This window comes from Rhodoligotrophos defluvii (genome assembly GCF_005281615.1).
Taxonomy (GTDB): domain Bacteria; phylum Pseudomonadota; class Alphaproteobacteria; order Rhizobiales; family Im1; genus Rhodoligotrophos; species Rhodoligotrophos defluvii.
Window position 1 is genome coordinate 145,413 of the sequence record NZ_SZZM01000006.1, and the last position, 13,655, is coordinate 159,067.

Consider the following 13,655-nt stretch of genomic DNA (forward strand, 5'->3'; position numbering starts at 1 on the left):
TTTCCCCAATGGCAGCAGCAAAGCCACAGTTGAAGCGCCGTTGGGCTCGCTTGGCCGGGCTGCTGACCCTCGCCGGGCTCCTGGCGCTGACGGTGTTCCGCCCAGCGGTGCTCGAATCCTCCACATTGGCCCTGTTCGACAGCTACCAGCGCCTGAACCCGCGCGGCGTCTTCGATTCTCCGATCCGGATCATAGACATAGACGAGGAGAGCCTGCGCCGGCTGGGGCAGTGGCCGTGGGACCGCGATCTGATCGCGAGCATCGTGCAACGGCTGCAAGCGGCGGGTGCGGCAGCCATCGCCTTCGACATCGTGTTTGCCGAGCCGGACCGCACGTCGCCCGCGCGCGTCCTGAAACGGCTGGAGCAGCGGGACCCCGCCTTGAGCATCGCCCTGCCGGACAAGCTGCCCGACAATGACGCCATTCTGGCCGAGGCATTCCGGCAGGCACCCGTGGTAACCGGCGTCATCCTCACCGGCCTGGGCGATGATCCGCCACCGCCGGCCAAGGCCGGGTTCGCCCATGCGGGGGCCGATCCGCGGAGCTATCTTGCGGATGCCGGCGGGGCGGTGGCAAATCTGCCCATATTCGATGAAGCGGCCTCCGGCCTGGGCTTCATCAATTTCCAGCCGGGCTATGACCGGGTGGTGCGCTCCGTGCCCCTGATCGCCCGCTATGGCGACCAGCTCTATCCTTCTCTGGCGCTCGAAGCGCTGCGGGTGGCTCAGGGTGCAAGCACCTTCCAGATCCGCTCGACCGGAGCGAGCCGCGAGATCCAAATGGGCGAGCGAGCCGGCATGGTGGCGGTGAGGGCGGGCGATTTCACGATTCCAACCTCTGCTGACGGCGAGATCTGGATCCACTTCACCACCGGACCGAGCCAGAACATCGTTCCCGCATGGCAAGTCACCGAGGCCGGCCTGGATGCCGAGCAGCTGCGCGCCCTCATGGAAGGCCATATCGTGCTGATCGGCACCAGCGCCGCAGGGCTGCTCGACATCGTCGCCACGCCCATGTCCAATGCCGTGCCGGGTGTCGCGGTGCAGGCGGAGATCATCGATCAGATTCTGGATGGCGGCTTCTTGCGCCGGCCAGACTGGGCGCCGGGTGCCGAGCAGACGTTCGTGCTGGTGCTGGGTCTGCTGCTCATCGCACTACTGCCCTGGTTCAGCCCGGCCAGCGGCGCGCTGATCGGCCTTGCCGGCATCGCCCTGGCGATCGGTCTTTCCTGGTTTGCCTTCGATCACGAGAAGCTTCTGCTGACGCCGCTTTACGCCATTCTGTGCGTGATCTTGGTCTATCTCGCCGTCACCGGGGTGTTGTTTCTCGCAACCGAGCGGGAACGCCAGAGCATCCGGCAGGCCTTCAGCCTCTATCTCGCGCCGGCCTTAGTGGAGCGGCTCGCGGAAGAGCCCGAGCGGCTCAAGCTCGGCGGGGAGGACCGGGAGCTCACCATCATGTTCTCGGATATCCGCGGCTTCACCACGCTCTCGGAAGGCTTGGCGCCGCAGGAGCTTACCAAGCTGATCAATGATTTCCTGACACCGATGAGCGATGAGTTGCTCAAGGGCGGTGCCACCATCGACAAGTATATCGGCGATGCGATCATGGCGTTCTGGAACGCGCCGTTGCCGACGGATGACCACGCCACCCGCGCTTGCGCCACGGTGCTCAAAATGCTGAAGCGGCTGGACGAGGTGCGGGACAAAATCCATCGCCCGCTGCAGATTGGCATCGGGCTCAATACCGGTGTGTGCTGCGTCGGCAATCTCGGCTCGGCGCAGCGCTTCAACTATTCGGCCATCGGCGATTGCGTGAACCTCGCCTCCCGCATCGAGGGGCTGACCAAGAAATATGGCGTTCCCATCCTGGCGGGGCAGTCCACGGTGGATGAAGCGCGGGACTTTGCCTTCATCGAGGTGGACCAGGTGCGTGTGGTGGGCAAGACCGAACCGGTGCGCATTCATGCCCTGCTCGGCGGGCCCGAAATGAAAGCCGATCCGGCATTTGCGCGGATGACCTCGGCCCATGAGGAGATGCTGGGTGCGTTCCGCAGGGGCTGCTGGGACAAATCGGAGCGGCTGCTCGAGGCGACGGAAGCCTGCGCGGGCTCCTATCCGGTGGCCGGGCTGCTGGGCAGCTATCGCCGCCGCATCGCCCAGTATCGCTCGGCCCCGCCGCCGGACTGGGACGGCATCACGGACATGGAGAGCAAGTAACCGTCGATGCTGAGGCGCCGTATGGCCCTGGATGCCCCGGTCAAGCCGGGGCCGGGGCATGACGGTTTGCGCGCTGAGATCAGGAGGACACGTGGCGGCTGGGCTGACTGCGGAGCGGCTAACCCTTCAGCAGCCGCCGGGCATCGCGCATGATCTGGCCGTGGTCGAAGGCGAACTCGATGCTGTCCCAGTTTTCGACCAGCTCGGCTTCGGCCGCATCGTCGCCGGCCTGAGGCATTTGCGTGCCGATATGGGTCAGGAACACCACGCTGGCAGTGTGGAAGCGCGGGTCGCGATCCGGCGAGGAATAGACGCCCACCAACCTGAGATCGCGGGCAATTAGGCCGGTTTCCTCCTCGAGTTCGCGCCGGCAGGCCTGCTCGACCGTTTCCCCCACATCGACAAAGCCGCCGGGCAACGCATAGGCGCCCTGGAAAGGCGGGTTCTTACGGCGAATCAGCACGATGCGTCCGGCATCGTCCACGGCGATGCAGTCCGTGGTCAAAAGCGGCGTCTCGGGTTTCGGCATGAATGCGGCTGGCCTCTCGTCAATCAATCATAGGTACGCTCGTCGGCGATCACCTTGCCATCGGCCGGCAGAGATCCGGGCGGAACCAGCTCCACGCTGCCGCGGATCTTAGTGAGGGCCTGCAGGGTTTCCGCGAGCTTCTGCCTGAACCCCTCGTCGTTCGAGGCACTTTCCGCCCGCAGGATCATGGCATCCTGCTCGCCCTGCCGGGTTATAACCAGGCGCAGCCGGCCAAGTTCCGGATGCCGCTTGCCGATTTCGGCAACCTGGCCGGGGCGCACGAACATGCCCTTCACCTTCGCCGTCTGATCGGCGCGCCCCATCCACCCCTTGATGCGCATGTTGGTGCGGCCGCAGGGGGAGGTTCCGGGCAGGGCGGCGGACAAGTCGCCGGTGGCGAGGCGGATCATGGGATAGGTCTCGCTGAAGGAGGTGACCACTACTTCGCCGATCTCCCCTTCCGGCACGGGATCGCCGGTGCCGGGCCTCACGATCTCGACGATGATGTTCTCGTCCACCACCATGCCTTCGGGCGCCTCGGTCTCGTAGGCGACCGTCCCCACCTCGGCCAGGCCATAGGACTGGCGCACGCTCACGCCGCGACCTTGCAGCTCGTTGCGGAGCGAGGCCGGAAGCGCCGCGCCCGAGACGAGCGCCTTGACAAGAGAGGACGCGTCCTTGCCGAGCTCCTGCGCCTTGTCGAGCAGGATCTTCAGGAAGTCCGGCGTGCCGGCATAAGCGGTTGGCCTGAGGTGGGCGATGGCGTCCACCTGCATCTCGGTATTGCCGACGCCGCCGGGGATCACGCTGCAGCCAAGGGCGCGCGCGGCGGTATCCATCATGAATCCGCCGGGGGTTAAGTGATAGGCGAAGCAGTTGAGCACGATATCGCCCGGCCGGAAGCCAGCGGCGAACATGGAGCGCGCGCCGCGCCAGGGATCGCTGCCCGCGCTTTGCGGCTCGAAAATGGGACCGGGCGACATGAACAGGCGCGGCGGCGTTCTGGCTTCCTTCACAGCGAAGCCGCCAAAGGGCGGTTCCGCTTCCTGAAGCACCCTAAGATCGCTCTTGCGCAGCACCGGCAGCTCGGCCAAGGCCTCCCGGCTGGTGATTTGGGCCGGATCGACATTTGCAAGATGCCTCGCCCAGCCCGGGGCTCGGGAAATGGCCATTTCAATAAGCGCTGGCAGACGCTGGAACAGGTCGCGCTCACGCTCGTGCGGATGCCGTGTCTCAAGAGCATCGAAGTGTTCGGTCATGACTCCCCCAACCAACGCACGCTCGGTGAGAAACTGTATGCGGCCCGGTGGTGGAGGGCAATGCCGGTGCTGCACACGGCACGGTCATTTCCGAAACCGTCGCATCTCGTCGAACAGTTGCTCCATGAGCCGCAGCCGCTCCGCGGCCTGCGGCCAGATGCGCTCCGCGGTGGCGGCGAGCAGTGCCTCGACCATGATCATGGGCACGGCAAGCGAGTCCCAGCTCGACGGCGCCTCGATGCGCAGGGGCAGGATGTGGGCGGCGACAGCGCTGATCGGCGACATCCACTGATCGGTGAACAGAACGATGACTGCGCGGCGCCGGGCGGCGATCTCGGCGAGCTCGATCAGATCGCGCTCGTAGCGGCGCACATCGAAGATCACCAAGATATCGCCGGGCTGCATGTTGGCGAGATGCTGGGGCCAGAGGGTGGTCGTAGCCGGCAGGGCCGAAACACCGGGCCTCAGTCCATGCAGCTGGGTGAAAAGATAGTCGGCCAACACCCGGCTGAGCCGCCCGCCCACCGTGTGCACGGCGCGTTCGCAATCGGACAGGCAGCCGACGACGGCATCGAATGCTCGGTGATCGGTGAGCTTGAGGGAGTGTTCGAGATTTTCGATGACCGCGCCGGCGAAGCGATTGAGCATATGGCTTTCCGGCGCGCGTCCAGACCAGCGCTCGAACTTCGCCAGCGGCGTCGACAGCTGGGCTGCCAACTCGCCGCGCAAAGTCTCCTGGAACTCGGGATAGCCCGCAAAGCCAAGCTTCTGCACCATGCGGATCACGGTGGGTGCGCTGACCTCCGCGCGCCGGGCGAGTTCGGCAACGCTGGTGAGGCCAGCGATGGGATAATCGGACAGCAGAGCCATAGCCAGCTGGCGCTCGGCACGGGTGAGGCGGTCGAGGCCCAGCCTGAGCCGCTCGGCCACGGTGGCGCCGGCCCTATCGCCAGCGGATACTCCGGCGCCGCTCTTGGTCATGGAACAGCTCCCTTGCGGGGGTTACAGGCCCAGCTCACCCCGGACGGCGCGAGCCGCGATTGTCCGATACTGCGCCTGGCTTAACGGGATGGGGTTGCCGCCGGCAGAAGGGTCGCGGGTCGCCATTTCGGCAATCTGGTCGAGCTTGTCCTCGGCGATGCCGAGTTCGCTCAGCATGTTCGGTATTCCGAGTTCCGAGCGCAAGGCGACGAGCCAGTCGAGGAAGCCTTTGAAGCCGCCCGGCAGGCCCATGTAATTGGCGGCATCGCCGATGCGGCTTTCGATTGCGTCGCGATTCGCCATCAGCACATAGGGCATGAGCACGCCATTAAGTGTGCCGTGGTGGGCATCATAAAGACCGCCGATCGGATGAGACAGGGCATGCACCGCGCCGAGGCCGCGCTGGAAGGCGGCGGCGCCCATGGAGGAGGCCGCGAGCATATGGCTGCGGGCCTCGATGTCGCGGCCGTCCGACACGGCTTTCGGCAGCCATTGCTTGATCAGGCGCATGCCTTCGACCGCGATACCAGCGGCCATCGGGTGGAAGGCGGGCGCGCAATAGGCTTCGAGATTATGGGCCAGCGCGTCCATGCCGGTCGCGGCCGTGAGCCTGGCGGGCAGGCCGATGGTCAGCTCGGGGTCGGCGATGACAATCGCGGGCAGGAGCTTGGGGTGGAAGATGATCTTCTTCTCGTGGGTCTCCTCGTTGGTGATGACCGACGCGCGGCCCACCTCGGAGCCGGTGCCGGCGGTGGTCGGCACGGCGACAATGGGAGCGATGGCCTTGGCGCTGGCCCTGGTCCACCAGTCACCGATGTCCTCGAAATCCCAGATCGGCCGGGTCTGCCCCTGCATGAAGGCCACCGCCTTGCCGGCATCGAGTCCCGAGCCGCCGCCGAGGGCGATCACGCCGTCATGGCCCCCTTTCCGGTAGGCGTCGACGCCCGCGGCAACATTGGCCTCATTAGGGTTGGCCTTCACATCCGAGAAAACGGCAGCGGCGACGCCATCCGCTTGCAGGATGTTCAGGATGTCCGAGAGCATCGGCAGGGCAGCAAGGCCGGGGTCGGTGACCAGCAGCGGCCTGCTGATGCCGGCATCACGGCAGGCCTTGCCCAACTCCTTGATGCGGCCGGGGCCGAAACGGACGGTGGTGGGGTAATTCCAGTTGGCGGTCAGTGTCATTGTTCTGTCCTGGCATAAGCGCGGCGGATGCAACTCAGCTGGTTTTGGCGCGGAGGTGGAAGGACTTGGGCCGGGTCAGCGCCTCATAGCCGATGCGCGACAGGGTCACACCGCGGCCGGAGTGCTTCACTCCGGTCCAGGCCAGGGCCGGGTCGAGATAATCGCAACGATTGAGGAATACGGTGCCAGCCTCGAGCCTCTCGCCGATCGCCTCCGCCGCCTCCACATCCTCGCTCCAGATAGCAGCGGTGAGGCCGAATGGGCTATCGTTCATCAGCGTCACCGCCTCGTCGTCGCCCGCTACCTTCATGATGCCGACCACCGGCCCGAAGCTTTCATCGCGCATGACAGACATCTGGTGGTCCACCTCGGTGAGAATCTGCGGTGCGAGGTAGGGCGTTCCCCGCTTGCTCATGGGGAAAGCGCTCTCGTCGATAAGGGCGCGGGCGCCAGCGCGCACGGCCGCCTCGATCTGGGCGCGCACGAAATTCGCGGCGCTCGCCTTTACCATCGGGCCGAGGGTGATTGCCTCCTCAAGCGGATTGCCCAGAACATAGCTGCGGGTGAGCGCGACGGCCCCCTCCACGAACGCGTCATAGACCGGCGCATCCACATAGATCCGCTCGATGCCGCAGCAGGACTGGCCGGAATTGAAGAAGGCGCCGTCAACCAGGTTCTCGACCGCATGGGCAATGTTCGCGTCGCGGCGGACGTAGGCCGGGTCCTTGCCACCAAGCTCCAGCCCTAAGCCGATGAATTGGCCGGCCGCAGCCGCTTCCATGGACCGGCCGCCTTCGACGGAGCCGGTGAAGCAGACCATGTCGGCAAGGCCGCTGCTGATGGCCTTGGTGGTGAGGTCATGACTCATCACCAAATTGTGGAACAGGCCATCGGGCAGGCCGGCCGCCCTGAAGGCCTCGGCAATGCGCTCGCCCACCAGCAGGGTCTGGCTCGCGTGCTTCAGCACGACCGCATTGCCGGCCATCAGCGCCGGGACCATCCCGTTCACTGCGGTGAGATAGGGGTAGTTCCACGGGGCGATGATGAAGACCAGCCCAAGCGGCTCGCGCTTGATGTAGCGCTCGAACCCATCCTTCTGGCCGGGGTCGATGGGGGCGAGCGCCTCTTGCGCGATCTCGATCATGTAGCGCGCCCGCTCCTCGAAGCCGCGCAGCTCGCCCGGGCCATAGCGCACCGGCCGGCCCATCTGCCAGGCCAGCTCCGGCACGATCTCGGTGCTTTTTGACTTGAGCGCATCCACCATGGCGGCGCAATAGCGGCCCCGTTCGGCGATGGAGAGCCGCGCCCAATCCTTCTGAGCGGTCCGGGCGGCGCGGAAGGCGGCCCATATCTCGGCCTCGCTGGCCATGGGGCGCTCGGCATAGACCCGCCCGTCGACGGGCGAGATGATCTTCACCGTATCGGTCAAGGAGGTGGTCCTCTCAGCTCTGCTCGAAGCCGCGGCGCAGCTCCCAATCGGTGACCCGCCGGTCGTATTCGAACTGCTCCCAGCGGCCGGTATGCACGTAATGGTCGATGACATCATCGCCGAAGGCCTTGCGCAGCATTTCCGAGCGGTCGAGTGCCGCCACGGCATCGCGCAAGGTCTTCGGGATCTCGCGCAGATTTGCGCCGGTATAGGCATCGCCCACATAATCCGGCTCGAGCTCCAGCCCCTCGTCGATGCCGGCCTGGCCTGCCGCGAGCACGGCGGCGAAGGCCAGATAAGGGTTGAGGTCAGCCCCACCGATGCGACACTCGCAGCGGATGCCGTTGGTGTGCTCGCCGCAGAGACGGAACCCGGCGGTGCGGTTGTCGCGGCTCCAGATCGCGCGGGTGGGCGCGAAGGTTCCGGCCTGGAAGCGCTTGTACGAGTTGATATAGGGCGCGAGGAAATAGGTAATCTCCTCGGCGTATTTCAAAAGACCGGCCATATACTGCTTCATCAGCTGCGACATGCCCAAGCGGTCGCTCTCATCGAAGAACAGGGGCGCCTTGCCGTCGGCGCTCCACAGGGACTGGTGGATGTGGGCGGAGGAGCCGGCGAGGCCATAATTCCACTTGGCCATGAAGGTCACCGCCTTCCCATGGAGATGGGCGATCTCCTTGATACCGTTCTTCAGAATCACGTGACGGTCGGCCATGGTGAGCGCATCCGCATAACGGACATTGATCTCCTCCTGGCCGGGACCCCATTCGCCCTTGGAGTTCTCCACCGGGATGCCGGCAGCCTGCAGCCCCTTGCGGATGGCCCGCATGACATCCTCTTCCTTGGTGGTCTGCAGGATGTGGTAGTCCTCGATGTAGTAGCCAGCCGTTCTGAGCTCGCGGTAGCCTTTCTCGAAAGCGGAGCGGAAGCTCTCGTCGAACAGGTAGAACTCGAGCTCGGAGGCCGTATAGGCTTTCATGCCGCGCGCATTCAGCCGCTCGATCTGCGCCTTGAGAATCGCGCGGGGACTGTGGGGGACCGGCTCGTGGGTGTGATGGTCGACCACATCGCACAGCACCATGGCCGTTCCCTCCAGCCAAGGCACGCGAGTGAGGGTTGCGAGGTCCGGCTTGAGAGTGAAGTCGCCATAGCCCAGGGCCCAGTTCGCGGCCTTATAGCCGGGCACCGGCTCCATATCGATGTCATCAGCCAGGAGGTAATTGCAGGCATGGGTCTCGTCGATGCCGCTGTCGAGGAAGAATTCGGCTTGAAAGCGCTTGCCGAGCGGCCTGCCCTGCATATCCGGGAAGCAGACCAGAACCGTGTCGATCGATCCGTCCGCGATCGCCTGCTTGAGCGCGTCCACTGTCAGCTGTCCCGCCATGCTCTCCCCCGCTGCGATCCAATCACTGTTCCCGAAGGTCCAGAGCGCCGATCCGGGCGAGCGCCTCGGTGAGCACGCCCGTCAGCCGCTCCGCCCAGCGTGCCTGTCCGGTCTCGCTGGTGACGAGATCGTTGCGCACCTCGATCATGGTGTGTGGAATGCCGCGCTGCTCGCCATGCACCGGAATGGTGTAGTGGGTGAGGTCATTGACCGGATAGGGCACGTTGTCTGCGATCTCCAGAGCGGGATCGCGGGCGAGCAGGGCATTGAGGGCGTGGGACAGGGCCGGTGCGCGGTTGTATTGCGCACCTACGTGCCAGGGCCGCTGGAAGCCCTTGTAGATCGGCGTGAAGGAATGGAGCGTCACCAGCACGGACTGACGGCCGGCCATCTGCCGCTCGTCAAGGAGCGCGGCGATGCGGTCGTGAAACGGCGTGAACACGGCATCGATACGCGCCTGTCGGCCTTCGGGCGTGAGCGCCATGTTTCCGGGTATCGGCGTGAGTTCGCTCACCTCCGGCATGGCCTCGCTGCTCGCCGGCGGGCGGTTGCAGTCGACTACCAGGCGGGAATAGCGCTGCAGCACCAGGGTGGCATCCAGGATGTCGGCCATCAATCGGGCCATGGGCTCGGCGCCGATGTCCCAGGCGATGTGGGTGCGCAAATCCTGCTCGGAGAGGCCGAGGGTGCCGAGGGCGCGAGGTATGCGGTTGCCCGCGTGCTCGCAGACCAGGAAGAACGGCGAAGCGCCCGAGGGGTTGATCACCTCGACGGGTTCAACTTCTCCATCCATCAGCAGAGACACCAGCACCACTCCAGCTTTAGACGATTTGTACGAAACATTTCATAACGACCCGATGCCGTCAATATTATTACAGAAGTGGCACAGCGGAATGTTCTAACGCTGGTTCTCGCGCCAGCGGGGGCTGATCCAGGGCTGCTGGTTGGACGGCGGCAGGGGACTGCGGCCGAGCACGTGGTCGCTGCCCTTCTCGCCGATCATCAGCGAGGGGGCATTGAGATTGCCATTGGTGATGCGCGGGATGATCGAGCTGTCGATCACACGCAGACCGGCGACGCCGATCACCCGGCATTCCGGGTCGACCACCGCCATTGGGTCGTCCGCCGCGCCCATACGGCAGGTGCCACAGGGGTGGTAGGCGCTCTCCACGTGTTCGCGAATGAAGCCGTCCAGCTCCTCGTCCGTGACGAGCTGCGCGCCGGGCTGGATCTCGCGACCCGCGAAACCCTTGAACGCCTCCTGCGCGAAGATCTCTCGGGTGAGCCTAAGGCAGGTGCGGAAGTCCTCCCAGTCCTCCGGGTGAGACATGTAGTTGAAGCGGATGATGGGCGGGGTTTCAGGTCTTGCGTCGCGTAGACGCACATGCCCGCGGGATTTCGAGCGCATAGGCCCCACATGGGCCTGGAAACCATGGGCCTTCACCGCCGACTTGCCGTCGTAGCGGATGGCCACGGGCAGGAAGTGATACTGGATATCGGGATAACGGACGCCCGCCTTGGAGCGGATGAAGGCTGCGCTCTCGAAATGGTTGGTGGCGCCGAGCCCCCGCTTGAACAGGAGCCAGTTCAGGCCGATCCATGCTTTCGAGGGGAGATTGAGCTTGCTGTAGAGGGTGATGGGCTTGAGGCATTCCATCTGGAAGTAGATCTCCAGATGGTCCTGCAGGTTCTCGCCGACGCCGGGCAGGTGGTGCACGAGGGGAATGCTCAAGTCCTTGAGCTGTTCGCCATCGCCTATGCCCGACAGCATGAGCAGCTTGGGCGAGTTTATGGCCGAGGCGGCGAGCACCACCTCGCGCCGCGCCCCGGCGGTGAGCACGCGTCCGCCCCGGCTATATTCCACGCCGGTGGCCTTGCGGCCCTCGAACAGCACGCGCCGGGCGAGCGCCCGCGCCACCAGCCGCACGTTCCCGCGCTTGAGCGCCGGACGGAGATAGGCCCGGGCCGCCGACCAGCGCCTGCCCCGCCACACCGTCATCTCCATGGGTCCGAAGCCCTCCTGCTTCTCCCCGTTGTAATCTTCGGTGATCTCATAGCCGGCTTGGGCCCCGGCCTCGACAAAGGCATGGTAGAGCGGATTGGACCGGAGGCCGCGGGTCACGTGCAGCGGGCCGGAGGTGCCGCGCCAGCCCTCCTGCCCGCCATGCGCATTCTCCATGCGCTTGAAATAGGGCAGCACATGGCGGAAGCCCCAGCCATAGGCGCCCATCTCCTCCCAGGTATCGTAGTCGAGGGCATGGCCGCGCACATAGACCATGCCGTTGATGGAGGACGAGCCGCCGATCACCTTGCCGCGCGGGGTGGCCAGCACGCGGCCGCCGAGATGGGGCTCGGGCTCGGAGGAGAAACCCCAGTCATAAAGGCGCATGTTCATGGGATAGGACAGGGCCGAGGGCATCTGGATCAGCGGCCCCCTGTCTGTCCCGCCATATTCCAGCACCAGGACGGAATGGCGGCCATCCTCGGAAAGGCGATTGGCCAGCACGCAGCCCGAACTGCCCGCACCCACGATGATGTAGTCGAACTCCTGGTCCATGCCGGTCACGCCCGGTTCAGCGCGATCTGGCTGTCCACGTAATCGCGCGTGAGCGTGCGCGGGACCTTGGGATCATCGGGTCCGCCGTGCAGTGCATATTGCAGCCACAACCCGTCGATCATGGCGACCGTGCCCTCGGCCACGGTCTTCACCCGTTCAGCACCGACCATCGGCTTCAAGGCATTGGCGAGGTCGGAGCGCAGGCGCCGAGCATAGACCCTCAGGATGCGCAACAGCCGGGGTGAATGTTTCGCCTGGCCGTAGAGGGCAAGCCAGGCGGCCATGACTTCGGGGGCGAACTGCTCGTCCGCCAGGCAGGCATCAATGATGGCATGCACCCGCTCGACTGGCGTGCGCGCCTTGGCCAAGCGCGCGACCGCCGCCTGGCGCAGATCCTCCAGCAGGTGGCGCATGGTCTCGAACAGCAGGTCGTCCTTGTCCTTGAAATAGTGGTGGACGATGCCGGCGGACACGCCGGCGCGAGCCGCGATCTTCGAGACCGTCGCATCCTGAAGGCCATGGTCGTGGATCGACATGATCGCCGCATCGATCAATTGCCGCCGCCTGATGGGCGCCATTCCGAGCTTGGGCATTGCCTCCGCCGAACAAATGCTGCTTCGCGGGATTCCTACATTGTCATTGGTTGGTCATTCAATTAAAAATACTGGCGGCTACCTGTGATTGGTTGCCCCAGGGGCGCCGAAACAGGCCGTTGCCACGAGAACCGGAACAAGTCGGCAGGGGAGAGGGCGTCATGCGCAATTCTGTGAAAGGCATGGTGGCGGCAGCCGCCATGGGATTAGGAGTGCTCGCCGGCTCGCTGGCCGCAAGCGCCCAGGAGCCGGCCTCGTGCAAGGTGGTGCGCTTTTCCGACGTGGGCTGGACCGATATCACCGCCACCACCGGGCTTGCGTCCGTGGTGCTTTCGGCGCTCGGCTACGAGCCCCAGGTGCAGGTGCTCTCGGTGCCGGTGACCTATGCCAGCCTGAAGAACAAGGACATCGACGTGTTCCTGGGCAACTGGATGCCCACCATGGAGGCCGACATCAAGCCTTACCGGGAAGACGGATCGGTGGAGACCGTGCGCACCAATCTGGAAGGGGCGAAATATACCCTGGCGGTGCCGAGCTATACCTATGAGAAGGGACTCAAGAGCTTTGCCGATATCGCCAAGTTCAAGGACGAGCTCGGCGGCAAGATCTACGGCATCGAACCGGGCAACGACGGCAACCGGCTGATCCTGGGCATGATCGAAAAGGACCAGTTCGGCCTGAAGGGTTTCGAGCTGGTTGAGAGCTCCGAGCAGGGCATGCTCTCCCAGGTGCAGCGCGCCACTCGGCGCAACGAGGACATCGTGTTCCTCGGCTGGGAGCCGCATCCGATGAACACCAACTTCCAGCTCAAATATCTGGAGGGCGGCGACGAGGTGTTCGGCCCCAATCTCGGTGGTGCGACAGTGCACACCAACGTGCGCAAAGGTTATCTCGAGGAATGCCCCAATGTGGGGCAGTTCCTGAAGAATCTCAGCTTTACCCTGCCCATGGAGAACGAGATCATGGGTGCGATCCTGGACAAGGGCCAGTCGGCCAATGATGCGGCCAGTGCCTGGCTGAAGCAGCATCCTGAGGTTCTGGACGACTGGCTCGAGGGCGTGAAGACGTTCGACGGCCAGGACGGCCGTGAAGCCGTCAAAGGAAAGCTCGGCGCATGATGGTCGCGGGCGGCTGCCTCTGCGGGGATGTCCGCTACGAGGCGGAAGTGCACGCGAGCGACGTGGCAGACTACTGCCACTGCAGCCAGTGCCGGCGGGCGGGCGGTGCTCCGGTCATCGCCTGGGTGCAAGTCTCGCCGGACCGGTTTCGGGTCACCAAAGGGAGCCCGCTGAGTTTTGCCTCCTCCCCGGGGGCAGCACGATGGTTCTGTGGCCGCTGCGGCAGTCCCCTCTATATGACCGACGAGGGCGACCGCTCGGTCGGCATCACGCTGGGCACACTGGATCATCCCGAGGCGGTGCCGCCAACGGTGCACGGCTGGCATTCCGCCCGCATCCCTTGGTTCGAGACGACGGACACGCTCAAGCGGTACCCGAAGACCCCGCCCTATGATCTCTAG

The 13,655-nt window shown here is 65.0% G+C and carries 12 protein-coding genes; 3 read left to right on the top strand and 9 right to left on the bottom strand.

Annotated features, from left to right (window positions below; translation table 11 throughout):
- Positions 1 to 8 precede the first annotated feature (8 nt).
- The gene (locus E4P09_RS21730; RefSeq protein WP_137391742.1) at positions 9 to 2,219 is read left to right on the top strand and encodes a CHASE2 domain-containing protein; all 2,211 of its coding nucleotides are present in this window, start codon (positions 9 to 11) and stop codon (positions 2,217 to 2,219) included.
- A gap of 118 nt (positions 2,220 to 2,337) precedes the next feature.
- Here E4P09_RS21730 and E4P09_RS21735 read toward each other — a convergent pair whose 3' ends face one another.
- From E4P09_RS21735 to betI, 9 genes are all read right to left on the bottom strand, one after another.
- Positions 2,338 to 2,748, bottom strand: a complete 411-nt coding sequence (locus tag E4P09_RS21735) for an NUDIX domain-containing protein (protein WP_137391743.1) — start codon at positions 2,746 to 2,748, stop codon at positions 2,338 to 2,340.
- 23 nt (positions 2,749 to 2,771) lie between these two features.
- Positions 2,772 to 4,007 (bottom strand): phenylacetate--CoA ligase family protein, encoded by a 1,236-nt coding sequence (locus E4P09_RS21740; RefSeq protein WP_137391744.1) that lies wholly within the window; start codon positions 4,005 to 4,007, stop codon positions 2,772 to 2,774.
- Between the two features lie 84 nt (positions 4,008 to 4,091).
- A complete protein-coding gene (locus E4P09_RS21745; protein ID WP_137391745.1) occupies positions 4,092 to 4,988 on the bottom strand; it encodes a MurR/RpiR family transcriptional regulator in 897 nt (298 codons plus the stop codon).
- A gap of 21 nt (positions 4,989 to 5,009) precedes the next feature.
- On the bottom strand, positions 5,010 to 6,173 hold the full coding sequence (locus tag E4P09_RS21750) for an iron-containing alcohol dehydrogenase (protein WP_137391746.1): 1,164 nt from the start codon (positions 6,171 to 6,173) through the stop codon (positions 5,010 to 5,012).
- Positions 6,174 to 6,207: 34 nt separating this feature from the next.
- Complete coding sequence (locus tag E4P09_RS21755) at positions 6,208 to 7,602, bottom strand: aldehyde dehydrogenase family protein (protein WP_137391747.1); 1,395 nt, start codon at positions 7,600 to 7,602, stop codon at positions 6,208 to 6,210.
- 13 nt (positions 7,603 to 7,615) lie between these two features.
- Positions 7,616 to 8,986: a glutamine synthetase family protein gene (locus tag E4P09_RS21760; RefSeq protein WP_137391748.1), complete on the bottom strand. Its 1,371-nt coding sequence runs from the start codon at positions 8,984 to 8,986 to the stop codon at positions 7,616 to 7,618.
- A gap of 22 nt (positions 8,987 to 9,008) precedes the next feature.
- Complete coding sequence (locus E4P09_RS21765; protein WP_239025307.1) at positions 9,009 to 9,791, bottom strand: N-formylglutamate amidohydrolase; 783 nt, start codon at positions 9,789 to 9,791, stop codon at positions 9,009 to 9,011.
- 93 nt (positions 9,792 to 9,884) lie between these two features.
- On the bottom strand, positions 9,885 to 11,543 hold the full coding sequence (betA, locus tag E4P09_RS21770) for a choline dehydrogenase (protein ID WP_137391749.1): 1,659 nt from the start codon (positions 11,541 to 11,543) through the stop codon (positions 9,885 to 9,887).
- Between the two features lie 5 nt (positions 11,544 to 11,548).
- Positions 11,549 to 12,136: a transcriptional regulator BetI gene (gene betI / locus E4P09_RS21775; RefSeq protein WP_137391750.1), complete on the bottom strand. Its 588-nt coding sequence runs from the start codon at positions 12,134 to 12,136 to the stop codon at positions 11,549 to 11,551.
- Between the two features lie 161 nt (positions 12,137 to 12,297).
- Here betI and E4P09_RS21780 point away from each other — a divergent pair, with 161 nt between their 5' ends.
- Entirely contained in the window at positions 12,298 to 13,254 is a 957-nt protein-coding gene (locus E4P09_RS21780) for a choline ABC transporter substrate-binding protein (protein ID WP_137391751.1), read from the top strand.
- Positions 13,251 to 13,655 carry a GFA family protein gene (locus tag E4P09_RS21785; protein WP_137391752.1) on the top strand — a complete coding sequence of 135 codons (405 nt, stop codon included), beginning with the start codon at positions 13,251 to 13,253 and terminating at the stop codon, positions 13,653 to 13,655. The genes E4P09_RS21780 and E4P09_RS21785 overlap by 4 nt, the downstream gene beginning before the upstream one ends.